The sequence below is a fragment of the Methylobacterium sp. Leaf456 genome (assembly GCF_001425465.1).
Lineage (GTDB): Bacteria > Pseudomonadota > Alphaproteobacteria > Rhizobiales > Beijerinckiaceae > Methylobacterium.
This window is the reverse complement of record NZ_LMQV01000001.1, coordinates 408,032-429,411: the sequence shown is the minus strand read 5'-3', so window position 1 is coordinate 429,411 and position 21,380 is coordinate 408,032. Positions and strand designations below refer to the sequence as shown.

General features: G+C 70.8%; 25 protein-coding genes and 1 tRNA gene. 15 read left to right on the top strand and 11 right to left on the bottom strand.

Annotated elements, in window-relative coordinates:
• Window positions 1–12 precede the first annotated feature (12 nt).
• The 4 genes from metK to ASG52_RS01845 form a co-directional block, all read right to left on the bottom strand.
• Entirely contained in the window at window positions 13–1,188 is a 1,176-nt protein-coding gene (gene metK / locus ASG52_RS01855) for a methionine adenosyltransferase (protein ID WP_056238199.1), read from the bottom strand.
• Window positions 1,189–1,423: 235 nt separating this feature from the next.
• Complete coding sequence (locus tag ASG52_RS01850) at window positions 1,424–1,831, bottom strand: helix-turn-helix domain-containing protein (RefSeq protein ID WP_056238197.1); 408 nt, start codon at window positions 1,829–1,831, stop codon at window positions 1,424–1,426.
• 88 nt (window positions 1,832–1,919) lie between these two features.
• Window positions 1,920–2,183, bottom strand: coding sequence for a hypothetical protein (locus ASG52_RS25835; protein WP_156383749.1), 264 nt, complete (start codon window positions 2,181–2,183; stop codon window positions 1,920–1,922).
• A 90-nt stretch (window positions 2,184–2,273) separates the two neighbouring features.
• A tRNA-Arg gene (locus ASG52_RS01845) sits at window positions 2,274–2,350 on the bottom strand.
• A gap of 147 nt (window positions 2,351–2,497) precedes the next feature.
• Here ASG52_RS01845 and ASG52_RS01840 point away from each other — a divergent pair.
• Together ASG52_RS01840 and ASG52_RS01835 are read left to right on the top strand one after the other, a co-directional pair.
• The gene (locus tag ASG52_RS01840; RefSeq protein ID WP_056238194.1) at window positions 2,498–3,787 is read left to right on the top strand and encodes an MFS transporter; all 1,290 of its coding nucleotides are present in this window, start codon (window positions 2,498–2,500) and stop codon (window positions 3,785–3,787) included.
• Window positions 3,788–3,943: 156 nt separating this feature from the next.
• On the top strand, window positions 3,944–4,369 hold the full coding sequence (locus tag ASG52_RS01835; protein WP_056238192.1) for an organic hydroperoxide resistance protein: 426 nt from the start codon (window positions 3,944–3,946) through the stop codon (window positions 4,367–4,369).
• 67 nt (window positions 4,370–4,436) lie between these two features.
• Here ASG52_RS01835 and ASG52_RS01830 read toward each other — a convergent pair whose 3' ends face one another.
• The gene (locus ASG52_RS01830; protein WP_056238189.1) at window positions 4,437–5,000 is read right to left on the bottom strand and encodes a CoA-binding protein; all 564 of its coding nucleotides are present in this window, start codon (window positions 4,998–5,000) and stop codon (window positions 4,437–4,439) included.
• A 42-nt stretch (window positions 5,001–5,042) separates the two neighbouring features.
• Here ASG52_RS01830 and ASG52_RS01825 point away from each other — a divergent pair, with 42 nt between their 5' ends.
• Window positions 5,043–5,486 (top strand): PaaI family thioesterase, encoded by a 444-nt coding sequence (locus tag ASG52_RS01825; protein ID WP_056238187.1) that lies wholly within the window; start codon window positions 5,043–5,045, stop codon window positions 5,484–5,486.
• A gap of 1 nt (window position 5,487) precedes the next feature.
• On the opposite strand, the gene ASG52_RS01820 is transcribed toward ASG52_RS01825, so the two are convergent.
• Window positions 5,488–6,801: an MFS transporter gene (locus ASG52_RS01820; protein ID WP_056238184.1), complete on the bottom strand. Its 1,314-nt coding sequence runs from the start codon at window positions 6,799–6,801 to the stop codon at window positions 5,488–5,490.
• 244 nt (window positions 6,802–7,045) lie between these two features.
• Between ASG52_RS01820 and ASG52_RS01815 the strand changes: the two genes are divergently transcribed.
• Window positions 7,046–8,566: a sensor domain-containing diguanylate cyclase gene (locus ASG52_RS01815; RefSeq protein WP_056238181.1), complete on the top strand. Its 1,521-nt coding sequence runs from the start codon at window positions 7,046–7,048 to the stop codon at window positions 8,564–8,566.
• A gap of 17 nt (window positions 8,567–8,583) precedes the next feature.
• Here the strand turns inward: ASG52_RS01815 and ASG52_RS01810 are convergent, their stop codons facing one another.
• The gene (locus tag ASG52_RS01810) at window positions 8,584–8,940 is read right to left on the bottom strand and encodes a CsbD family protein (RefSeq protein ID WP_056238179.1); all 357 of its coding nucleotides are present in this window, start codon (window positions 8,938–8,940) and stop codon (window positions 8,584–8,586) included.
• A 239-nt stretch (window positions 8,941–9,179) separates the two neighbouring features.
• Between ASG52_RS01810 and ASG52_RS01805 the strand changes: the two genes are divergently transcribed.
• From ASG52_RS01805 to bchI, 11 genes are all read left to right on the top strand, one after another.
• Entirely contained in the window at window positions 9,180–9,554 is a 375-nt protein-coding gene (locus tag ASG52_RS01805; RefSeq protein WP_056238178.1) for a ComEA family DNA-binding protein, read from the top strand.
• An 85-nt stretch (window positions 9,555–9,639) separates the two neighbouring features.
• Window positions 9,640–10,266: a ribonuclease D gene (locus tag ASG52_RS01800; protein WP_056238175.1), complete on the top strand. Its 627-nt coding sequence runs from the start codon at window positions 9,640–9,642 to the stop codon at window positions 10,264–10,266.
• A gap of 207 nt (window positions 10,267–10,473) precedes the next feature.
• Complete coding sequence (lptC, locus tag ASG52_RS01795; protein ID WP_056238172.1) at window positions 10,474–11,208, top strand: LPS export ABC transporter periplasmic protein LptC; 735 nt, start codon at window positions 10,474–10,476, stop codon at window positions 11,206–11,208.
• Entirely contained in the window at window positions 11,205–11,927 is a 723-nt protein-coding gene (locus tag ASG52_RS01790; protein WP_056238169.1) for an LptA/OstA family protein, read from the top strand. Before lptC ends, ASG52_RS01790 begins: the two co-directional genes overlap by 4 nt.
• A gap of 16 nt (window positions 11,928–11,943) precedes the next feature.
• Entirely contained in the window at window positions 11,944–12,810 is an 867-nt protein-coding gene (lptB, locus tag ASG52_RS01785) for an LPS export ABC transporter ATP-binding protein (RefSeq protein ID WP_056238397.1), read from the top strand.
• 123 nt (window positions 12,811–12,933) lie between these two features.
• On the top strand, window positions 12,934–13,221 hold the full coding sequence (locus tag ASG52_RS01780) for a GIY-YIG nuclease family protein (RefSeq protein ID WP_056238165.1): 288 nt from the start codon (window positions 12,934–12,936) through the stop codon (window positions 13,219–13,221).
• A gap of 418 nt (window positions 13,222–13,639) precedes the next feature.
• Window positions 13,640–15,181, top strand: coding sequence for an RNA polymerase factor sigma-54 (rpoN, locus tag ASG52_RS01775; protein ID WP_082552293.1), 1,542 nt, complete (start codon window positions 13,640–13,642; stop codon window positions 15,179–15,181).
• Between the two features lie 238 nt (window positions 15,182–15,419).
• Window positions 15,420–16,028 carry a ribosome hibernation-promoting factor, HPF/YfiA family gene (hpf, locus tag ASG52_RS01770; protein WP_056238160.1) on the top strand — a complete coding sequence of 203 codons (609 nt, stop codon included), beginning with the start codon at window positions 15,420–15,422 and terminating at the stop codon, window positions 16,026–16,028.
• Between the two features lie 116 nt (window positions 16,029–16,144).
• Complete coding sequence (gene ptsN, locus ASG52_RS01765) at window positions 16,145–16,612, top strand: PTS IIA-like nitrogen regulatory protein PtsN (RefSeq protein WP_056238158.1); 468 nt, start codon at window positions 16,145–16,147, stop codon at window positions 16,610–16,612.
• A gap of 1 nt (window position 16,613) precedes the next feature.
• The gene (locus ASG52_RS01760; protein ID WP_056238155.1) at window positions 16,614–16,943 is read left to right on the top strand and encodes a hypothetical protein; all 330 of its coding nucleotides are present in this window, start codon (window positions 16,614–16,616) and stop codon (window positions 16,941–16,943) included.
• 135 nt (window positions 16,944–17,078) lie between these two features.
• Window positions 17,079–18,089: a magnesium chelatase ATPase subunit I gene (bchI, locus tag ASG52_RS01755; RefSeq protein WP_056238154.1), complete on the top strand. Its 1,011-nt coding sequence runs from the start codon at window positions 17,079–17,081 to the stop codon at window positions 18,087–18,089.
• 115 nt (window positions 18,090–18,204) lie between these two features.
• On the opposite strand, the gene ASG52_RS01750 is transcribed toward bchI, so the two are convergent.
• The 4 genes from ASG52_RS01750 to ASG52_RS01735 all read right to left on the bottom strand — a co-directional run bounded on the left by ASG52_RS01750 (window position 18,205) and on the right by ASG52_RS01735 (window position 21,300).
• Complete coding sequence (locus ASG52_RS01750; RefSeq protein ID WP_056238151.1) at window positions 18,205–18,843, bottom strand: 2,3-bisphosphoglycerate-dependent phosphoglycerate mutase; 639 nt, start codon at window positions 18,841–18,843, stop codon at window positions 18,205–18,207.
• 146 nt (window positions 18,844–18,989) lie between these two features.
• Window positions 18,990–19,787 (bottom strand): 4-hydroxy-tetrahydrodipicolinate reductase, encoded by a 798-nt coding sequence (gene dapB, locus ASG52_RS01745; RefSeq protein ID WP_056238148.1) that lies wholly within the window; start codon window positions 19,785–19,787, stop codon window positions 18,990–18,992.
• Between the two features lie 61 nt (window positions 19,788–19,848).
• Window positions 19,849–20,556, bottom strand: coding sequence for a MarC family protein (locus ASG52_RS01740; protein WP_056238146.1), 708 nt, complete (start codon window positions 20,554–20,556; stop codon window positions 19,849–19,851).
• Between the two features lie 9 nt (window positions 20,557–20,565).
• Window positions 20,566–21,300, bottom strand: coding sequence for a class I SAM-dependent methyltransferase (locus ASG52_RS01735; protein ID WP_056238143.1), 735 nt, complete (start codon window positions 21,298–21,300; stop codon window positions 20,566–20,568).
• Window positions 21,301–21,380 lie beyond the last annotated feature (80 nt).

Genomic DNA, 21,380 nt, shown 5'->3' with positions numbered 1-21,380 from the left:
GCGGTTCGGGCCTTAGAACGCCGACTTCAGCCGGTCGGCGAGATCGATCTTCTCCCAGGAGAAGCCGCCATCGGCATCGGGCTCGCGGCCGAAATGGCCGTAGGCCGAGGTGCGGGCGTAGATCGGCTTGTTGAGCTGGAGCGCCGTGCGGATGCCGCGGGGCGACAGGTCGAGGGCGTCCATCAACACGCTCTCGAGCCGGGCCTCGTCGACGGTGCCGGTGCCGTGCAGATCGACGTAGATCGACAGCGGCTTGGCCACGCCGATGGCGTAGGAGAGTTGGATCGTAGCGCGGCGGGCCAGCCCCGCGGCGACGACGTTCTTGGCGAGGTAGCGGGCCGCGTAGGCCGCCGAGCGATCGACCTTGGTCGGGTCCTTGCCCGAGAAGGCGCCGCCGCCGTGGGGCGCCGCGCCGCCGTAGGTGTCGACGATGATCTTGCGGCCGGTGAGGCCGGCATCGCCGTCGGGGCCGCCGATCACGAACTTGCCGGTCGGGTTGACGTGCCACACCGTCTTCTCGGTGATCCAATCCTGCGGCAGGGCCGCGCGGATATAGGGCTCGACGATGGCGCGCACGTCGGCCGAGTCGAGCGACTCGTCGAGGTGTTGGGTCGAGAGCACGATCTGGGTCGCCTCGACCGGGCGGCCGTCGGCGTAGCGCACGGTCACCTGGCTCTTGGCATCGGGGCCGAGCTTGGCGGCATCGCCCTGCTTGCCCTTGCGGGCGTCGGCGAGGTCCTTGAGGATCTTGTGGGCGTAGTAGATCGGGGCCGGCATCAGGGCCGGGGTCTCGTCCGACGCGTAGCCGAACATGATGCCCTGGTCGCCCGCGCCCTCGTCCTTGTTGCCCGCAGCGTCCACGCCCTGGGCGATGTCGGCGGACTGCGCGTGCAGGCGGATGTCGATCTGGTTGTTCTTCCAGTGGAAGCCGGACTGCTCGTAGCCGATGTCCTTCACGGCCTCGCGGGTCAGCTCCTCCAGGTCCTTGAAGGTCACAGAATCGGGGCCGCGCACCTCGCCGCCGATCACGATGTAGTTCGTGGTGGTCAGCGTCTCGACGCCGAGGCGGGCCTCGGGCATCGCGGCGAGGTAGGCATCGACCACGGTGTCCGAGATGCGGTCGCTCACCTTGTCGGGGTGGCCCTCGGACACGGATTCGCTGGTGAACAGGAAGTCTGAGCGCGGCATCGGATGAGAACCCCCGAGCGTCGGGCACGCGCCTTCGCGGCGTCGCTTGACCCGTCATAACGGAACCCGGCTTGTCGCACCGCCGAAAGGGACGGTCAAGGCGGAATGGCGAACGCGTCCGTTATAACGAACGACAGGCGGAGGAATGGTCTCCGCCGGCCTGTCGCTTCGGGCCCCGCGCCTCGCAAGGACGGGGAGGGGTCTTCGGAGGCCGAGTGACCGCCCAAGGGCCGCGTCAGTTCTTCAATTCGCGGCCGAACGCCTCGATCGCGGCAGAAAGATCCCGCCGTTGCGCGTCGCTAAAGCTCTCGCTGATCTGGCGGGCGAAGGCGCGGGCGAGGTCCGACCACGGCTCGGCGGCGAGCGGCTGCTGCGGGGTGTCGGCGAAACCCCGCTCGGTCGCCGCGTCCGGGTGCGGGATGCCGTCGAGGAACTCGGAGACCGGGGTGCCGGTCATCCGGCTGAGGATGGCGAGGTGGATCGCGCTGATCCGGTTGACGCCCTTTTCGTATTTCTGGAGCTGGGCCGCCGACATGCCGAAGCTGTCGGCGACATTGCGCTGGGTCAAGCGCGAGCGCTTGCGCTGCTCGGCGATGCGCTGCCCGAGGATGACATCGCGCTCGTCGGTCTTCTGCCCCGCCATCTGGTCCCGCACGGCTCCGCTTGCACGATCTGGTTCGACCGAATCGGCCGAACGCGCAAGCCTCGCCGGCCGGGACCCACAGAAAATCTCATTTGTTACAAAGTCGGGAGGTTCTGCCCGAAGACATGTCGGCTGGCAATACGTCTCCGGCGGCGGGCTCCTCGTCGCGCGGCGACGGCTCGTAGCCGCACCAGACGCAGGTGCCGAGCGCGGCCATCCGCTCGCCGTTGCGCTGCGAGCAGAGCGGGCACACCAGAAGCGTGAGCCGTCCGGACGCGCGCAGGCCGAGGCCGCGCCCAAGGAAGGTGACGGGGCGGGACGGTGATGTGAGCGTGGCCGTATCGTCGTCCATTCCGGTCCCTACCCGGCGACGCGATACGGTGCCGGATCGGAGGACCAACCGCCGAGCCTGCAACCGGTTGCACCGGGGGAGGGCGGCCGATGGCGTCCCCGGGAGGAATCGAACCTCCGACCCCAGGTTTAGGAAACCTGTGCTCTGTCCGGCTGAGCTACGGAGACGTGGCGAAACACCTACCATCGTTGCGGGGCAGCGCCAACCCGATCGGCGGGCGCGCATTGCCTTGCGCGCGCCGCTCCCGCAAAGCCGGGGCGCCTGAATGTAGACTTCGAGCCGAGAAACCTTGGAGCCGAGAAGCCTTGGAGCCGATGACCGCCGCTTCGACTGCCCCTTCGCCCCCGCCGTCCGCCCGGCGCATCCTGATCGCGAGCTTCGTCGGCACCGCGATCGAGTTCTACGACTTCTACATCTACGCCACCGCCGCCGCGCTGGTGATCGGGCCGATCTTCTTTCCCGCCGGTCAGCCCGGCGTGCAGACGCTCCAGGCGTTCGCCACCTTCGCCATCGCCTTCGTGGCGCGCCCCGTGGGGGCGGCGGCGTTCGGGCATTTCGGTGATCGCGTCGGGCGGAAAGTCACGCTGGTGGCCTCGCTGATGATCATGGGCGTCTCGACCGTGCTGATCGGCTGCCTGCCGGGCTACGCCGCCATCGGCTGGTGGGCGCCGGCGCTGCTCTGCCTGCTCCGCTTCGGCCAGGGCCTCGGCTTCGGCGGGGAATGGGGCGGGGCCGCCCTGCTCGCCGTCGAGAACGCGCCGCCGGGGCGGCGGGCGCTGTACGGCATGTTCCCGCAACTCGGCGCGCCGGTGGGCTTCATCGCGGCCAACTTCCTGTTCCTGGGTCTCAGCGTCGGGCTCAGCCAGGAGGCGTTCGAATCCTGGGGCTGGCGCCTGCCGTTCCTCGCCTCGGCGGCGCTCGTCGCCGTCGGGCTCTACGTGCGCCTCAAGCTCACCGAGACCCCGGCCTTCCGCGCCGCGCTCGCCGAGGCGCCGCCGGAGCGCGTGCCGCTCGCCACGATCTTCACCGAGCACCTGCGCCCGACCCTGCTCGGCACCTTCGCCATGGCGGCGGCCTATGCGGTGTTCTACCTCGCCACCGTGTTCGCGCTGAGCTACGGCACCGCGACGCTCGGCTACCCGCGAAAGACGTTCCTGCTGCTCGAATGCGTGGCGGCCCTGTTCATGGTGCTGGCGATCCCGCTCTCAGGGATCGCCGCCGACCGGTTCGGGCGGAAGCCCGTGATGCTGTCGGGCCTCGCCTTCACCGGCCTCGTCGGCTTGACCGTCGGGCCGCTGCTCGGGGGCGGGGGCGGCCTCATACCGGTGCTGGCCTATCTCTGCCTGTCGCTGCTGGCGATGGGCTGGATCTTCGGGCCGCTCGGCGCGCTCCTGCCCGAGCTGTTTCCGACCCGCGTGCGCTACACCGGCGCTTCGGTCAGCTACAACCTCGCCGGCATCCTCGCGGCCTCCGGCGCGCCCTTCGCCGCGCAGTGGCTGACCGGCTGGGGCGGCGTCGGCTGGGTCGGGCTCTACCTCACGGGCGCCGCCGCGATCAGCCTCGTCGCCGTCGCGCTGATGCCGGAGACCGGACGCAGGGCGTGACCCTGGCGGCGGCAAGGCCGGGATCGGGCGGGGCGACATGCAGGAGGCGCATATCTCTCCGAGACATCTAGATTGCGCGCAATCCGGCTGTCGTCTATCTCCATCGCAAGCCGAACGGATCGGCCTTCCCGACCCTTCGAGACGCGAGGACAGACCATGACCGTCGATGTGAAGTACCGCACCACCGCCTCCGCCACCGGCGGCCGCGACGGCTCCGCCCGCACCGAGGAGGGCAATTTCGAGGTCAAGCTCTCGACCCCGAAGGAGCTCGGCGGCGCGGGCGGCTCCGGCGCCAACCCCGAGCAGCTCTTCGCCGCGGGTTATTCCGCCTGCTTCATCGGCGCCCTCAAGGTCGCGGGCGGCCAGCTCAAGCTGAAGGTCCCGGCCGAGACCCAGGTCACCGCCACCGTCGGCATCGGCCCGCGCTCGGAAGGCGGCTTCGGCATCACCGCCGACCTCACGGTCGATCTCCCCGGCCTCGACCGCGCCGACGCCCAGCGCCTCGTCGATGCGGCGCACCAGATCTGCCCGTATTCCAACGCCACGCGCGGGAATGTGGATGTCGGGCTGACGCTGGCCTGATCGTCTTTGCAAACCTCTCGAGAGCGCCTCCGGCTTCGGCCTGGGGCGTTTTCGTTGGCTCGGGCCGCTACGGCGTATCGATCGTCCGCTTCTGCACCCCGCCCTTGGCCATCACCGGCTTCCGGGCCGAGATGATCCGCGAGTTCACCCCGGTCCAGCCGATCTCGCCCGACAGCCTTCCGTACTCGATCTTCGGGCAGCGGTTCATGATGACGGCGACCCCCGCGGCCTCCGCGCGGGCGGCGGCCGCGTCGTCGCGCACGCCGAGCTGCATCCAGATGACTTTGGGCGGCGTCGGCAGCGCGAGCGCCTCATCGACCAGCGGTCCGGCGGCGGCGGAATTGCGAAAGATTTCGACCATGTCGACCGGGCCGGGGAGGTCGGCGAGTCCAGCCACCACCGGACGGCCGAGCAGGGTCTGACCCGCGAGACCGGGATTGACCGGAGTCACCGCGTAGCCGCGCTCGGACAGGTATTTGAACACGATGTAGCTCGGGCGCGCGGGATTGGCCGAAGCGCCGACGAGTGCAATCGAGTGGGTCGCTTTGAGTATCTCACGAATCCGCGCGTCCGCGTAGCGGTCGTGCCGCGTCGAGAGACCGTCCGGGGCGCCGTCGAGGGTCGGGATCATGGGCCCTTGTCGGCCAAGCCGGGCCGTGCTGCAAGGCGGAGCATGAGCACCCAAGACACATCGCTCGCCATGACGTTGGAAGAGACGATCGCCTTCCTCGACCGCGACTTCCCTCAGATGAACGCGGGCGAGCGCGCCTACCATCTGGAGGCGGTCGGCCCGCTCTCGGCACGAATGCGGCTCGATGGCGACGAACGCCATCTGCGCCCCGGCGGCACCGTCTCGGGTCCCGCCATGATGGCGCTGGCCGATTACGCGCTCTACGCCGCGATCCTGGCCAATATCGGTCCTGTGGGCCTCACGGTGACAACCAGCCTGTCGTTCAACTTCCTGCGCAAACCCGGCCCCGGCGCGCTGTTCGCCGAGTGCCGCCTGCTCAAGCTCGGACGCCGCCTCGCGGTCGGCGAGGTGGCGCTCCGCAGCGCGGGCAGCGAGCACATCGTCTGCCACGCCACCGGCACCTACTCGATCCCGCCCGAGCGCTGACCTACTCCGCGGGCACGACCTTGGGCGGGACGACCGGACCGTTCGCGCTGCCCTGCTTCGGCTCGTAGCCGTAGGTCTCGGGCATGAACAGCAGGTAGACGGCAAAGCCCGCCGCCGCGACCGCGGCCAGCACGAGGAAGGCCGCGGAATAGCCCGCGCCGACGATGATGACGCCGGCCAGCGTCGCGCTGAACGAGGCGCCGAGCCCCTGCGCGGTCGCGACCGCGCCCTGCGCGACGTTGAAGCGCCCGGTGCCGCGGGTCAGGTCGGCCACCACGATCGGAAAAAGCGCGCCGAAGATGCCCGCGCCGATGCCGTCGAGGCACTGCACCGCCACCAGCCAGAACGGGCTGTCCGAGACCGTGTAGAGCACGCCGCGCAGGGCCAGAAAGCCGAAGGCCGCCAGGAAGATGGGCTTGCGGCCGAACTGGTCGGCCTTGCGCCCGACCATCACGGCGATCGGCACCATGACGAGCTGGGCCGCGACGATGCAGATCGCGATGAGCGAGGTCGCGTAATCCTTGCCGACCACCTTGGTCAGGAGCTGGCCGACGGAGGGCAGCATCGCCGCGTTGGCGAGGTGGAAGGCGGCGCACAGCCCGGCGAACAGCATCAGGTGCCGGTTGCGCAGGAGCAGGCCGAGGCCCGACGGCTGCTCGCCGCCCTGGTCCTCGGCATGGTCGAGGCCGCGGGCGAGGTCGTCGTCGATGTCACGCGCCGGCACCATCAGCATCGCGCCGATCGAGGCGGCGGCCAGGATGCCCATCAGCCAGAACACGACGATCGGCCCGAACAGGTAGGCGAGCCCGCCCGCCAGCATCGCCGAGACGGCGTTGCCGGCGTGGTTGAAGCCCTCGTTGCGGCCGATCTGCTTGGCGAAATACTTGGGCCCGACGATACCGAGGGTGATGCCGGCGAGCGCGGGCGGAAAGATCGCCCCGGCGATGGCGGAGACCGACTGCGTCGCCGCCACGAGCGCGAAGTTCGAGATCCACGGCAGGACGAGGCAGCTCAGCGTCACCGCCACCGCGGCGGCGATGACGATGGCGCGCTTGTTGCGGCTGCGGTCGATCAGGGCGCCGGCCGGCGTCTGGGCGATGAGGCCGGCGATGCCCGCGATGGTCATGACGAGGCCGATGGTCGCCTCGTTCCAGCCCTGCTCGGGCCCGCGCACCGCCAGCAGGTAGATCGCCAGATAGGGCCCGAGCCCGTCGCGCACGTCGGCGAGCGTGAAGTTGAGCGCGTCGAGGCCGCGCAGGGCCGCGCGCGCAGGGGTGCGCTCCGGGGTGGCGGAGGATCGCGGATCGGGCACCATCGGCGGTCTCGGGGTGGGAGAGGAGGGGGCCGGACGGCGCCGGTTGTCGCTGCGCCGCGCTAAACCGCACCGGGGCGGAGGGTTCCGCGCCGGGCCGCCCCGTCATCCCGCGGCGACCTTCACATTCTCGTGTCCGCGCCGGGACACGCGAGGGATGTGGTGTCACGCCATCATTCGCCGGCGAAAGGGGTTCTTAAGCCGTCCGTGGGCGAATGCGGATCACGAAACGAGGGGCAATACCCCGATGATCCGCCCGCCGAGCCTCGCGCCAAGGCTCCGCTCCGCCCGAACCTGGATCGTGCTGGGCGTGCTCGCGCCGCTCGGCATGCTGGCCCTGTCCGCCTCGATGCTGCTCGACATGCGGCGCGACGCCTGGGAGCGGGCGGAGCAGACGTCCCAGAACCTGCTGCAGGTGATCGAGCGCGACATCGCCCGCAATTTCGAGCTGATCGACCTGTCGCTGCGCGCCGTGATCGACAACATGAAGGCGAGCGGCCTGAACGAGACGAGCCCGCACCTGCGCCAGCTCATCCTGTTCGACCGGGCCGGGACCACGCGGGACATGGGCGCGCTCATCGTCCTCGACGAGAACGGCGACAACGTCATCGACGTGAGCGGCCTGCCCGCGCGCCGGATCAACAACGCGGACCGGGACTACTTCAAGGCTCACCGGGAGCGGGCCGACCTCGGCCTTCAGATCAGCCCGCCGCTGACCTCGCGCGTGCTGGGCGTGCCGGTGATCGTGCTGAGCCGCCGGATCGACAAGCCGGACGGCTCCTTCGGCGGCGTGGTGCTCGGCAGCCTCAAGCTGTCCTACTTCAGCGGTCTGTTCGAGCGCGTGTCTGTCGGCGAGGACGGCGGGATCAACCTCTACCTGCGCGACGGCACCCGCCTGATGCGCCATCCCCTGCGGGAGGGCGACGTCGGCTCCAGCATCGCTGGGCGGTCGAACCTCGCGAAATATCTGGTCGCCCGCACGGGCAGCTTCACCGGCCGCTCGGGCCGCGACGGGATCGAGCGCGTCTACAGCTTCACCCAGGTCGGCGACCTGCCGCTGATCCTCAACGTCGCGGCCTCGGTGCGGGAGATCGAGGCGGAGTGGCGCGACAAGGCGCTCGTCGTCGGACTCGCGGTGCTGACGCTGTGCGGGCTCGCCATCGCGCTGTCGCTGCTGTTCGGGCGCGAACTGCGCCGCAGCGGTGCGATGCAGGCCGAACTCGAGCGGTTGTCGCGGACCGACGGACTCACGGGGCTGGCCAACCGCCGCCGCTACGACGAGATGCTGGCCCTGCGCTGGGCCGAGGCGCGGCGCTCCGGCGCGCCGCTGGCGCTGCTCGTGGTCGACGTCGATCACTTCAAGCGCTGGAACGACCGCTGCGGCCACAGCGTCGGCGACGTCCTGCTGCGGGGGCTGGGATGCCGGCCGGCAGACGCCGTGCGGCGGCCGGGCGACCTCGTCTGCCGGATCGGCGGCGAGGAATTCGCGATCCTCCTGCCCGGCACCGACGCGGCCGGTGCCGCCCGCATCGCCGCCGGGCTGCATGCGGCCGTCGCCGGCCTCGCCATCCCCGAGGCCGGGATCGAGGCGGGCACCGTGACGGTGAGCATGGGCCTCGCCCTCGGGGCCCAGGACGCCTCGGACACCGCCGACGCCCTCTACCGCCGAGCCGACGCGGCGCTCTACGCGGCCAAGGCCGGCGGCCGGAACCAGACCCGCAGCGCGCCCCGACCGGCGCCGGAGGCGCTGCGGCTCGTCGAGGCGTGACGCCCCAACGAGGGCCCTCAATCGCGCCGGGCGGCGACCAGCAGGCCGAGGCCGAAGCCGACGAGACCGGCCACCACCAGCGAGACGTGCGGCCACTCGGCCGAGCGGTCGTGGCCCTCGCGCACGGCGTGGCGCCCGCGCTCGTAGGCGTCCTCGGCGTAGTCCTGAGCCTCGTCCACGTAATCGTGCGCCCGGTCGGCGGCGTGACGGACGGCGTCCTTGGCCTGCCCGTAGAGGTTCTCCGCGGTGCCTTGGGCCTCGCGCAGCCGGCCTTCCGCCGAGTCGCGGTGCGAGCCGGTCAGGTCGCCGACCGCGCCCTGAATCCGGCCGCCGAGGTCGCGCGCGGCGCCGGTGATCCTGTCGGTGTCGACCATGTCGTTCTCCTGTCTCTGAGACGAAGTATCTTGGGGCCGGGCGGCGTCTCGTCGATCCGCACATCCGGCGGCGGTGCCTGAACGACCCGCATCCGGCCCGGTTCCGATCGAGCCGTGACAAAGCCCTCGCCGTCCCCGTTCAAGGACGGTTCAACCGGCCGGGCCTAACCGTGGCGTTGCCGGCGCGACGCCGGCAGTCATCCGCCGGCCCCGCCGGGGCCGGATGTCGGGAGATCGACATGCGCGCGTCCCGTATCGCCACCCTCGCCACTGCCTTCGTCCTGCTCGCCGCCCCGGCGCTCGCGCAGAGCCCGAGCCCCGCCGCTCCCACGGCGCCGAAGCCCCCGACCGCGGCGCCCGCGAGCCCGCCGACGGCGCCGACGAAGCCCGAGGCTGCCAAGCCGGAAGCGCCCGCCGACAAGACGGCTCTGGTCGACATCAATTCCGCCTCGGCGCAGGAACTGAGCCAGCTCAAGGGCATCGGCGAGGCGCGCTCGGCCGCCATCGTCAAGGGCCGCCCGTATCGGGGCAAGGACGACCTCGTGCACAAGAAGATCATCCCCGAGGCGGTCTACGCCGACATCAAGGACAAGATCATCGCCAAGCAAAAGTGAGCCGACACGGCGCGCTTGCGCTTTCGAGGAGGCTGCGGGGGTGTTACGCGCCCTCGCAGCCTCTTTTCCCACCAAGCCGCAGCCGATGTCCGCCCACAACCAGAGAATCCGCCTGCACCGCGGCGACCTGCCGGCCGATTTCGCGCCCGGCCCGGCCATCGCCATCGACACAGAGACGCTCGGGCTCAACCCCCACCGCGACCGGCTCTGCGTGGTGCAGATCTCCCGCGGCGACGGCACCGCCGACGTGGTGCAGGTGCGCCCGGGCGATCCGGCCGAGCGGCTGAAGCAGGTGCTCGGCGACGCGAGCGTGCTGAAGATCTTCCACTTCGCCCGGTTCGACCTCGCGGTGCTGTTCCAGGCCTTCGGGGTGATGCCGGGGCCGGTCTACTGCACCAAGATCGCCTCGCGGCTCGCCCGCACCTACACCGACCGCCACGGGCTGAAGGACGTCGTGCGCGAATGCGTCGGCGTCGATCTGTCGAAGCAGCAGCAATCCTCCGACTGGGGCGCCGAGAGCTTGAGCCAGGCGCAGATCGACTACGCGGCCTCCGACGTGCTGCATCTCCACGCCGCCCGCGAGCGGCTCGACGCGATGCTGGCCCGCGAGGGCCGCACCGATCTGGCGCAATCCTGCTTCGCCTTCCTGCCGACGCGGGCCCGACTCGACCTCGCCGGCTGGCCCGAGACCGACATCTTTGCGCATTCCTGAAGCGGCCGACGTGATGCGGTCGTGCAACGGGCGCGGTCGGACTGCGTAAGGAAAGGGATTCCGGGCGGTTTCGCACGCGTGTCGGTGCGGGGGCGCACGCGGGCGGCGTTGATCATTTCTTCCAATCGAGGCCATAACTTCGCCATTGCGGCGGGCCATCCGGCCGGCCCTGGCGCGACCGCACGCGCCGACCCTCTCGGGAACGCGATGCAGGTGGCCGACACCCTTCGGACGGACACGGGCGCCGACGTGCTGAGCGCGCGCCGCCGCAAGGCGCATGGCCGCGCGCGCCGCCACAGCGCCCAGGTGCGCACGCTCCGCCGCATCATCCCGGCTGCCGCCGGCCTCGCCGTGCTGGGGCTCGCCGGCTTCGTGCTCTGGGGGCCTCTCTCGTCGGCGCTGCCCGCGGTCGAGTTCGGGCCGATCTCGGTCTCCGGCACCAAGGTCACGATGGAGAGCCCGCGGCTCTCCGGCTTCCGCAAGGGCGAGCGCGGCTACGAAATCACGGCCACCGCCGCGCAGCAGGACGTGCGCAAGCCCAGCATCATCGAACTGCAGGCGATGAAGGGCCACGTCGCCACCGACGACAAGGGCGGGCGCGCCTATCTCCAGGCGCAGGGCGGCGTGTTCGATTCGAGCAAGGATTCGCTCAACCTCGAGAACGACATCCGCCTCTGGACCGACAAGGGCGAGGAAATCCGCCTCTCGATCGCCACCGTCGATTTCAAGGCCGGCAGCGTCCATTCCACCAAGCCCGTCACCGTCACGGTGCCCTCGGGCTCGATCAACGCCGACAGCCTCGACGTGATCGAGAACGGCCGGGTGATCTCCTTCGTCGGCCGGGTCCAGGCGGTGTTCCACGGCGAGGACGCCAAGGACGGGGGCAAGGCGCCCGAGCGCATCCGCACCTCCGCCGCCGAGGCGCTGGAGACGGCCCGATGAGCCGCCCCGTCACGCGGGCGCTCGTCGCCGCCCTGGCACTTGCGCTCACCGCTCCCGGAGCGGGCGCCGTGGCGCAGGCGCCGGCTGCGCCCAAGGATGCGAAGCCCGCCCCGCTCGGCACCGTCGGCGGCGGCAAGGGGCCGATCAAGATCGACGCCGACCGGCTCGACGTGTTCGACAAGGAGAGCAAGGCGGTCTTCGCCGGCAACGTCGTCGCCGTGCAGAGCGACAGCACGATCCGCTGCTCGACGCTGACCGTCCACTACAAGCGCGACCGCGACAAGGACCCCGGCAAAGCCGCCGAAGTGGAAGCGGAAAAACCCAAGGACGCGAATGCGCTGGCCGGCAACGGCATCCGCAAGGTCGAGTGCGCCGGCCCCGTGACGGTCTCGCAGAAGGATCAGGTCGCCACGGGCGACAACGCGGTGTTCGACCAGGAAGCCAAGCGCATCATCCTCACCGGCAACGTCGTGCTCAGCCAGTGCCAGAACGTCACCCGCGGCTCGCGCCTCGTCTACGACATGGCGACCGGCCGGGCAAACATGGACCCGGTGGCGGGCGGGCGCGTCTCGGCGATGTTCGTGCCGGGGCAGGGGGGCGACGCGCAAGGAAAATCGGGGGCTGCCGGACCGAAGGGCTGCGCCCAGCCGGCGGTGGCGGGCAAGCCTGCCAAGGCCGCGGACAAGCCCGCCCCGAAGACGCGGGCGCAGGCGAACTGACGTGACGGGCGCCGCGATGCCGGTGGCGGCTCCGCTGCGCGCGGGCGCCGACGCGAAGCCGACCGGGCGGCCCCGCACCGGCGGCCTGTTCGGCCGCATCTTCGGCCGCGGCCGGTCCGCGCCCCGTTCCGAGGCCGGCCAGCCGGCGGGCGAGGGCGGGCAGGGCGTCCTCTACGTGCAGGGCCTGCGCAAGAGCTACGGCGCCCGCACCGTCGTCCACGAAGCCGGGCTCACGGTCCGCAACGGCGAGGCGGTGGGGCTGCTCGGCCCCAACGGCGCGGGCAAGACCACGATCTTCTACATGATCACCGGCCTCGTCCCGGCCGACCGCGGCTTCATCAGCCTCGACGGGATGGAGATCACCCATCTGCCGATGTACCAGCGCGCGCGGCTGGGCATCGGCTACCTGCCCCAGGAAGCCTCGATCTTCCGTGGCCTCACCGTCGAGGACAACATCCGCGCGGTGCTCGAAGTCGCCGAGCCCGACCGCAAGGCCCGCGAGCGCAAGCTCGAATCGCTGCTCGAAGAGTTCGACATCGCGCGGCTTCGCAAGTCGCCCTCCATCGCGCTGTCGGGCGGCGAGCGCCGCCGCTGCGAGATCGCTCGCGCCTTGGCCTCCTCGCCGACCTTCATGCTCCTCGACGAGCCCTTCGCCGGTATCGATCCGATCGCGGTCGGCGACATCCAGGACTTGGTGAAGCATCTCAAGCAGCGCGGCATCGGCGTGCTCATCACCGACCACAACGTCCGCGAGACGCTGGGGCTGATCGACCGCGCCTACATCGCCCATTCCGGCCGCATCCTCACCGAGGGTACGCCCGAACAGATCGTGGCCAATGAGGATGCGCGGCGGTTGTACCTGGGCGAGGATTTTCGCCTCTAGGCGGATTAGGTTCGGCCTCGACACCTGCCAAGACGGCTCAGGAGACCCGCGCCGTCATTGCGAGGCGGAGCCGAAGCAATCCAGAGCGCGACGCGGCAAGATCGAGCGAGCGGGCGCAATCGGATGCGGCAACCGGCCGTCTACATCATGGCCAGCGGCCGGAACGGGACGCTCTACACCGGCGTCACGGCGAACCTCTCCCGGCGCGTCCACGAGCACCGCGAAGGCCTGCTTCCAGGCTTCACGACGCGCTACCGCTGCAAACACCTCGTCTGGTACGAGATGCACGCGACGATGCTCGACGCCATCGCGCGCGAAAAGCAGACCAAGGCCGGCTCGCGCGACGCGAAGAGGGTGATGATCGAGGCGTTCAATCCCGACTGGCGCGATCTATACGACGATCTGGCTTGATTCTGTGGAGCACGCGCCCTGTCCGGCACCGTCGCGCTCTGGATTGCTTCGGCTCCGCCTCGCAATGACGGCGTGGGCCTTCTGAGACGGCAACGAGACGTCGGGCGGCACACCTGATCATTGGACTCCGCGAGCCCGCTAACCCTCTCTCAACCAGTCCCCGCACTCACCGGCTCGCGCGCAACACTTTGTTGGCGCCGCCCGGGCCTCACTGCGTCGGCGTGTCGGCGAAGGCCCGCGCCTGTGGCGCCCGTGCCGCTGCGGTGGGTTTTCCCGCGGGAGCGAGCCAATCACGCTTTGACGGGCACGCAGGGAGGGGCTAGACCTAACCAATGAAGGAGCAAGAATTGTGCCGAAACCGGCGCGGTCCCCGTACGGATCGTGATTTCTCAACGCTGCTCGGGGGTTAGGCGTCGCCATGAGTCTGCTGCAACGGCTGGAAATGCGCCAGGGCCAAGCCCTGGTGATGACCCCGCAGCTCCTGCAGGCGATCAAGCTGCTGCAACTCTCGCAGCTCGATCTCGCAGCCTATGTCGATGCCGAGCTGGAGCGCAATCCGCTGCTGGAGCGCGTCGAGGGCGAGGCCGCGCCGGAGCGGGAGGCGCCGGAGCCCGCAACTGAGCCCGGCGGCGAATACGACGGCGGCGAGGCCCCCGAGCCCGAGTCGTGGCTCAGCCAGGACATGACGTCGAGCCGCAGCGAGATGGAGAGCGCGCTCGACACCCGCCTCGACAACGTCTTCGCCGACGAGAACCCGGCCCCGCGCGAGCAGGCCGGTGGCGATATGCTCTCGCTGACGCCCGCGCCCTACGGCAACACCGGCGGCAGCTTCGACGGCGAGGCCCCCGATTTCGAGGCGAGCCTCACCGCCGAGACCAGCTTGCGCGAGCATCTGGCCGCGCAGCTCGACCTCGCCACCGCGTCCCCCTTCGACCGGCTGATCGGCAGCTTCCTGATCGATGCCGTGGACGAGGCGGGGTATCTGCGCGAGTCGATCGACGACGTCTCCGAGCGGCTCGGCGCCCGGCTCGACGACGTGGCCCGCGTGCTCAAGCTCGTCCAGACCTTCGACCCGCCGGGCGTGGCCGCCCGCGACCTCGCCGAATGCCTCGCGATCCAGCTGCGCGAGCAGGACCGGTTCGATCCGGCGATGGAGGCCCTGGTTTCGCGCCTCGACCTCGTGGCCAAGCGCGATTTTCCCGCCCTGAGGAAGCTCTGCGGCGTCGACGACGAGGATCTGGTCGAGATGCTGGCGGAGATCCGCCGGCTCGATCCCAAGCCCGGCCGCGCCTTCGGCGCGCAAGCCGTCGAGGTGCTGATCCCCGACGTGTTCGTGCGCGCCGCCCCCGATGGCTCGTGGCTCGTCGAGCTGAACGGCGAGGCGCTGCCCCGCGTGCTGGTCAACCAGACCTACTACGCTCGCGTCTCCAAGGGCGCGGTGGCAGATGGCGACAAGGCGTTCCTGTCCGAGTGCCTGCAGACGGCCAACTGGCTCACCCGCAGCCTGGAGCAGCGGGCGCGCACCATCCTCAAGGTCGCCACCGAGATCGTGCGCCAGCAGGACGCGTTCTTCCTGCACGGCGTCGCGCACCTGCGCCCGCTCAACCTCAAGACGGTCGCCGAGGCGATCGGCATGCACGAATCGACCGTCTCGCGGGTCACCTCCAACAAGTCGATCGGCACCAGCCGCGGCACGCTGGAGATGAAATACTTCTTCACCGCCGCGATCCCCGGCGCGGCCGGCACCGCCGCCCATTCCTCGGAGGCCGTGCGCCACCGCATCAAGCAGCTCGTCGATGCGGAGGCCGCCGACGTGCTCTCCGACGACGCCCTGGTGCAGCGCCTGCGCGACGAGGGCGTCGACATCGCCCGCCGCACCGTGGCGAAGTACCGGGAGTCGCTGCGGATTCCCTCCTCGATCGAGCGCCGCCGCACCCGGATGGCGCACGCCGGGCGGTGACGGGCAGCGAGCCCGAGGGAGGCGCTCGGATCGCGCGGCAGCGCCGTATGGCCGGACGCGAAGAGCGCCCCGCGGAGCGGCCTCGGCCGGCGCCGAGGCGTCCAGTGGAACGATAGCTTAAGGCCGCGGCCGCGGCCGCCGGCGCCCGAGGCCAAGCGAGAGACCACCTTGTCTTTTCGTTGACTTGCCGGGGCCCCCTTTCTAACTCTCGATGCCTCGGAGGAGATCGGAGACATCGATGGCAGGTTTGCGGGTCACGGGGCATGGCCTCGACCTCGGGACGGCTCTGCGGGGCCGGGTCGAGGACCGGATGGCGGCGACGCTCGCGAAATACCTCGACCCGCACATGAGCAGCACCTGCACCGGCCACGTCACGCTCCGGCGCGACGGCACGGCCTACCGCACGGACTGCGTGCTCCATCTCACCACCGGCCTGACGCTGGAGGCCTCGGGCAACGCCCACGATGTCCATGCGAGCTTCGATCAGACCGCGGACCGGCTGGAGAAGCGCCTGCGCCGCTACAAGCACAAGCTCAAGGACCACGGCGCCGCGAGCCAGAACGGCGCCGCGATCGAGGCGGCCTACGCCGTCCTCGCCGCGCCGGGCGACGACGGGGACGAGGATGTGGACGAGGAGCCCACCGAGGCCGGCGAGCACCCGCCGGTCGTCGCCGAGAGCACCCGGACCTTGCGCCGCCAGTCGGTCAGCGAGGCCGTCACGGCGCTCGACCTCACCGGCGCCCCCGTCGTCGTCTTCGTTCACGCTGGCACGGGACGCATCAACGTCGTATACCGGCGCAGCGATGGCGCGATCGGGTGGGTCGATCCTCCGGACGAGCGCGCCTGAGGTATACCCCTTTCGGGGCGTGCTTTCCCGAGGGCCGGGCCTTCGACCGGCCTGGGCGCCTCGCACACGAGTGCGGGATCGATGGATGGATTCCGCCCACGAGGCGTTTTGGTTTCATGCCGATCCTGGATTTCCTGAGTCAGGACGCCGTCGTCCCGTCCCTGCGCGCGCGCGACAAGAAGCACGCGCTCCAAGAACTCGCCGCCCACTCGGCCCGGCACCTGCCGGACCTGTCCGAGCGCGACATCTTCGAGACGCTGCTCCAGCGCGAGCGTCTCGGCTCCACCGGCATCGGCGACGGGGTGGCGATCCCGCACGGCAAGCTGGCGCGGCTGGGCAAGCTGTTCGGCCTCGTCGCCCGGCTGGAGAAGCCGGTGGATTTCGATGCGCTGGACGGCCAGCCGATCGACGTCGCCTTCCTGCTGCTCGCCCCCGAGGGCGCGGGAGCCGACCATCTCAAGGCGCTGGCCCAGGTCGCCCGCGTGCTGCGTGAGCCCGGCATGCTGGAGCGTATCCGCACCGCCCGCGACGCCACCGCGCTCTACGCGCTGCTCGCCCACGGTCCCACGACCCAGGCCGCCTGACATGATCGCGACGACCCGCACGGGATTGGCCGGCCTCATCCTGGCCGCGAGCCTCACGCCCGCCCTCGCGCAGGGCGACGCGACCTGCGCCCGTGACGTGCTCGTGGCCAATTCGATGCAGCGCCAAGCCATCGACCAGTTGGAGAGTTCGGGCGACGACGACGCGAGCCGCTGCCGCGTCTGGCGCCGCCACGTCGACACCATGCGCCGCATCGCGGGCGTCTACGGCCGCTGCCTGTCGGGGCCGGAGCGGGCCGAGCGGCTCAGCCAAGTCCAGGGCTCGGAAAAGGAGTTCGGCGGTCTGCTGCGCACACGCTGCAAGGGCTTGTGAGCCTCGGGCCGGATTGCCCGCCAACGCTCAAGCTCGGCTGGCCCCGCCTGCGGAATCGTGCATGATCACTTGGCCCCGCCGACCGTCCGTGACACCGGACCCCTGATCGGCGTCAGACACGGAAACCCCCGCCCGGTGCCTGCCTTCCCCTTCACCGCCATCGTCGCCCAGGAGGAGATGAAGCGGGCCCTGCTGATCGCGGCGGTCGATCCGACGGTCGGCGGCGTGCTGGTCTTCGGCGACCGCGGCACCGGCAAATCCACGGCGATCCGGGCGCTCGCCGCCCTGCTGCCGAAGATACGCGCGGTCGCCGGCTGCCCCTATTCCTGCTCGCCCGATTCTCCGGCCGCCGATTGCCCACATTGTTCGCAAGGCAGAGGCAAGACGCACACGATCCCGGTGCCGGTGGTCGATCTGCCGCTCGGCGCCACCGAGGACCGGGTGGTCGGCGCGCTCGATCTGGAGCGGGCGCTGACGCGAGGCGAGAAGGCGTTCGAGCCGGGCCTGCTGGCGCGGGCCAACCGCGGCTTCCTCTACATCGACGAGGTCAACCTCTTGGAGGACCACCTCGTCGACCTGCTGCTCGACGTGGCGGCGTCGGGCGTCAACACCGTGGAGCGGGAGGGCCTGTCCCTGCGCCATCCGGCCCGCTTCGTCCTCGTCGGCAGCGGCAACCCGGAGGAGGGCGAGCTGCGCCCGCAGCTCCTCGACCGGTTCGGCCTCGCCTGCGAAGTCGGCACGCCGACGGAGATCGCGACCCGGATCGAGGTGGTGCGCCGCCGCGACGCGTTCGAGCGCGACGCGGAAGGTTTTTGCGCCGCGCATGCCAAGACCGAGAAGGCGCTGCAGAAGCGCATCGTCGCCGCCCGCGAACGGCTCGGCACGGTCAGCGTGCCGGACGCGGTGCTGGAGGCGGCGGCGAAACTCTGCCTGGCGCTCGGCACCGACGGCCTGCGCGGCGAACTCACGTTGATGCGCACCGCCCGCGCGCTGGCGGCCCTCGACGGCGCCGAGACCGTCGACATCGCGCATCTGAGGCAGGTCGCGCCGAGCGCCCTGCGCCACCGCCTGCGCCGCAACCCGCTGGACGAGTCCGGCTCGACCGCCCGCGTCGCGAGGGCGATCACCGAGGTGCTCCCCGAATAACGGGATCCCAAAGGGATCATCCCTTTGGCTGGGTTTGGGGCGGAGCCCCATGAAGGGCTCCGCCGGCCGGGCTCCGCCCGGACCCGCGAAGGGCTTGCCCTTCGAACCCTTTACTTCAGTCGGCGGCGTCGATGTCCTTGTCGAGGATCAGCTTCGACTCGACCGTGGTGTCGGCCTTGAGCTGGTAGACCAGCGGGATGCCGGTGGCGATCTCCAGGCTGGCGATGGTCTTGGTGGTCATGCCATCGAGCACCATCACCAGCGCGCGCAGCGAGTTGCCGTGGGCGGCCACCAGCACCCGCTCGCCGCCCATCACGCGCGGCAGGATGTGCTGGATGTAGTAGGGCAGCACGCGGGCGGCGGTGTCCTTCAGGCTCTCGCCGCCGGGGGGCGGCACGTCGTAGGAGCGGCGCCACTCGTGGACCTGGGCGTCGCCCCAGCGCTCGCGGGCATCGTCCTTGTTGAGGCCGGCCAGATCGCCGTAATCGCGCTCGTTCAGAGCCTCGGACCGGATTGTCTCCAGGCCGGATTGTCCCATGGATTCAAGGATCAGCGCGCAGGTGTTCTGAGCCCGCTTGAGGTTCGAGGTGAAGGCCACGTCGAACTGAGAGCCCTGCGCCTTGAGCCAGCGCCCGGCGGTGCGGGCCTCCTCGACGCCGAGTTCGGTCAGATCCGGGTCGCGCCAGCCCGTGAACAGCTTCTTGAGGTTCCATTCGCTCTGGCCGTGGCGAGCGAGGACGAGCATGCGCTCCATGGGAGATCCATCATCTTGGAAGACCGGGCAGGCCCGTTGCGGCGCTGCTTAGCAGAGCCCATGCCGACGCCCAAGCTCGGGCGGCCTCGCCGAAAAGACGAGCCGCTACGGATGTCCTTCACTGTCAGGCGCTTGGAGCGCTTCGCTCACAGCCCCAGCACGTCGTCCATGCCGTAAAGGCCCGGCGGCTTGTCGAAGGCCCATTGCGCGGCCTTGAGGGCGCCGCGGGCGAAGATCGCCCGGTCCTCGGCGTGGTGCGAGAGGGTGATGCGCTCGGAGGGGCCGGCGAAGATCACGCTGTGATCGCCGACGACCGAACCGCCGCGCAGGGTCGCGAAGCCGATGTCGCCGGGCCGGCGCGCGCCGGTATGGCCGTCGCGGGTCGAGACGCGGGTGTCGGCGAGCGCCACGTTCCGGCCCTCCGCCGCCGCCTCGCCGAGCAGCAGGGCGGTGCCCGAAGGGGCATCGACCTTCATGCGGTGGTGCATCTCCAGCACCTCGATGTCGAACTCCTCGCCCAAGGTGGCCGCGACCTTACGCACGAGGCCGGCCAGCAGGTTGACGCCGAGCGACATGTTGCCCGAGCGCACGAGGCGGGCGTGGAAGCTCGCCGCCTTCAGCCGCTCCAGGTCGTCCTCGGAGAAGCCGGTGGTGCCGATGACGTGGACGATGCGGGCTTGCGCCGCGAGTTCGGCAAACGCCAGCGTCGCAGCCGGCGCGGTGAAGTCGAGCACCCCGTCGGCGGCGACGAACAGCGGCAGCGGATCGTCGGTGACGGGCACGCCGAGTTCGCCGACGCCCGCCAGCAGCCCGGCATCCCGGCCGATCACGGACGAGCCAGCCCGCTCGACGGCGCCGTGCAGGGTGCAGCCCTCGGCCTCGGCCACCGCGCGGATCAGCATCCGCCCCATGCGCCCCTCGGCGCCCACGACTACGAGCTTCATGCTTGTCCCACGCTCCGAGCGGCCGTTTCGTGCGGGTGCTTCTACCGCAATTGCGCGGAGTTCAAGCCTTATGGGCGGCGGCGATCAGCGGCCCGAGCACGTCCGCGATGCCGTTCACGGTGATCTGGGTGCCGACGCAGAGCAGCAGGAAGGCCGAGAGGCGCCCGAGCACGCGGGCCCGCACCGGGCCGATCAGGGTGACGACGCGGTCGGCGGAGCCGTAGGCGAGGCGGATCATGCCGGCGATGGCGAGCGCGGCGAGCGAGGCGCCGATATAGAAGCCGATCCGGTCCGGCCCCTCCGCCGGGCGGTTGGAACCCAGCGCGATCGCCACCGCGATGGTGCCCGGCCCGGTGGTGAAGGGCAGGGTGAGGGGAAAGAACGCGACCTCGGCCAGCCCCTCGCCGCGGACGGTCTCGCCCGATTCCGAACCCGCCTCGGCCTGCTTGCGGGCCTCGCGCGCCTCGGGCGCCGAGAGCAGCGTCCAGGCCGAGGCCGCGACGACGAGGCCCCCCGCGATACGGAGCGCGGCGAGCGAGACGCCGAAGAAGTTGAGGATCGGCGCGCCGGCCCAGAGCGCGGCGAGCATGATGAGGGCGGCATAGAAGCCGATGCGGCGCGACAGCTCCATGCGGTCGGCATGGGATCGCTCGGCGGTGACCTGCGCGAAGATCAGCGCCGAGCCGACCGGGTTCACGATCGAGAACAGGCCCGACAGGGCGAGCAGGAAGCTGGTGAGGGCGGCCTCAAAGCCGGTGAACGGGATCATGGCGGGGCCTTAACCCGGCTGCCCCACGGGGACCAGTACGCGCGCCGGGACGCGGGTCTCGAGCCGGCGCACCTGCCGCACGGTGACCGGCCGGTAGAGCTGCTTGGTGGCATCGACCACGTGGAGCCCGGCGAAGGGGAGGACCAGCCCGGTGCCGATCCGCTCCCAGGCGCCCGCGGTGCCGAGCCAGAACCGGCTGCGGATCGGCGGCATGTAGAGCGCCTCGGCCCAGCCCTCCGGCGAGAACAGGGTCTGGCGCATCAGCCGGCCGAGCTGCGAGCGGCTGTAGGGCTGGCCGTGGCCGAAGGGGGTCGTGTCGCGCCGCGCCCACACGCCGGTGCGGTTGGGGACGACGAGGATCAGCCGCCCCCCCGGCGTCAGCACCCGCCACACCTCGGAGAGCAGTTCGCTCGGGCTCTCGACCGCTTCGAGGCCGTGGACGAGGATCACCCGGTCCACCGCGGCCTCGGGGAGCGGCAGCATGGTCGGGTCGGCGAGCGCCGTCACCGAGCGCCCGCTGGAGGGCCAGTTCACCACGCCCTGCGTCGCCGGCATGAAGGCGAGCGTGCGCTCGGCGATGACGTGGACCGGCCCGAGATAGGGGGTGACGTAGCCGAGCCCGAGCACCCGCAGGCCGGAGACCGAGCCGAGAAAGCCGTGGATCGAGCGGGCGACGACGCGGTGCGTCACGGCGCCGAGCGGGCTGGCGTAGAAGGCGCGCAGGTCCGTGACGTCGAGGCGCATCGGGTGGGGTGCCGGCACGGCCGATCCTTCGCGGGACTCGTCGAGAGGCGCAGCTCTCGTCCGGCATCAATGGGGATCGC

Bases quoted from the DNA above. Each gene is read 5' to 3' on its own strand.
- metK (WP_056238199.1), bottom strand. From the start codon at position 1,188: ATGCCGCGCTCAGACTTCCTGTTCACCAGCGAATCCGTGTCCGAGGGC.
- ASG52_RS01850 (WP_056238197.1), bottom strand. From the start codon at position 1,831: ATGGCGGGGCAGAAGACCGACGAGCGCGATGTCATCCTCGGGCAGCGC.
- ASG52_RS25835 (WP_156383749.1), bottom strand. From the start codon at position 2,183: ATGGACGACGATACGGCCACGCTCACATCACCGTCCCGCCCCGTCACC.
- ASG52_RS01840 (WP_056238194.1), top strand. From the start codon at position 2,498: ATGACCGCCGCTTCGACTGCCCCTTCGCCCCCGCCGTCCGCCCGGCGC.
- ASG52_RS01835 (WP_056238192.1), top strand. From the start codon at position 3,944: ATGACCGTCGATGTGAAGTACCGCACCACCGCCTCCGCCACCGGCGGC.
- ASG52_RS01830 (WP_056238189.1), bottom strand. From the start codon at position 5,000: ATGATCCCGACCCTCGACGGCGCCCCGGACGGTCTCTCGACGCGGCAC.
- ASG52_RS01825 (WP_056238187.1), top strand. From the start codon at position 5,043: ATGAGCACCCAAGACACATCGCTCGCCATGACGTTGGAAGAGACGATC.
- ASG52_RS01820 (WP_056238184.1), bottom strand. From the start codon at position 6,801: ATGGTGCCCGATCCGCGATCCTCCGCCACCCCGGAGCGCACCCCTGCG.
- ASG52_RS01815 (WP_056238181.1), top strand. From the start codon at position 7,046: ATGATCCGCCCGCCGAGCCTCGCGCCAAGGCTCCGCTCCGCCCGAACC.
- ASG52_RS01810 (WP_056238179.1), bottom strand. From the start codon at position 8,940: ATGGTCGACACCGACAGGATCACCGGCGCCGCGCGCGACCTCGGCGGC.
- ASG52_RS01805 (WP_056238178.1), top strand. From the start codon at position 9,180: ATGCGCGCGTCCCGTATCGCCACCCTCGCCACTGCCTTCGTCCTGCTC.
- ASG52_RS01800 (WP_056238175.1), top strand. From the start codon at position 9,640: ATGTCCGCCCACAACCAGAGAATCCGCCTGCACCGCGGCGACCTGCCG.
- lptC (WP_056238172.1), top strand. From the start codon at position 10,474: ATGCAGGTGGCCGACACCCTTCGGACGGACACGGGCGCCGACGTGCTG.
- ASG52_RS01790 (WP_056238169.1), top strand. From the start codon at position 11,205: ATGAGCCGCCCCGTCACGCGGGCGCTCGTCGCCGCCCTGGCACTTGCG.
- lptB (WP_056238397.1), top strand. From the start codon at position 11,944: ATGCCGGTGGCGGCTCCGCTGCGCGCGGGCGCCGACGCGAAGCCGACC.
- ASG52_RS01780 (WP_056238165.1), top strand. From the start codon at position 12,934: ATGCGGCAACCGGCCGTCTACATCATGGCCAGCGGCCGGAACGGGACG.
- rpoN (WP_082552293.1), top strand. From the start codon at position 13,640: ATGAGTCTGCTGCAACGGCTGGAAATGCGCCAGGGCCAAGCCCTGGTG.
- hpf (WP_056238160.1), top strand. From the start codon at position 15,420: ATGGCAGGTTTGCGGGTCACGGGGCATGGCCTCGACCTCGGGACGGCT.
- ptsN (WP_056238158.1), top strand. From the start codon at position 16,145: ATGCCGATCCTGGATTTCCTGAGTCAGGACGCCGTCGTCCCGTCCCTG.
- ASG52_RS01760 (WP_056238155.1), top strand. From the start codon at position 16,614: ATGATCGCGACGACCCGCACGGGATTGGCCGGCCTCATCCTGGCCGCG.
- ASG52_RS01750 (WP_056238151.1), bottom strand. From the start codon at position 18,843: ATGGAGCGCATGCTCGTCCTCGCTCGCCACGGCCAGAGCGAATGGAAC.
- dapB (WP_056238148.1), bottom strand. From the start codon at position 19,787: ATGAAGCTCGTAGTCGTGGGCGCCGAGGGGCGCATGGGGCGGATGCTG.
- ASG52_RS01740 (WP_056238146.1), bottom strand. From the start codon at position 20,556: ATGATCCCGTTCACCGGCTTTGAGGCCGCCCTCACCAGCTTCCTGCTC.
- ASG52_RS01735 (WP_056238143.1), bottom strand. From the start codon at position 21,300: ATGCGCCTCGACGTCACGGACCTGCGCGCCTTCTACGCCAGCCCGCTC.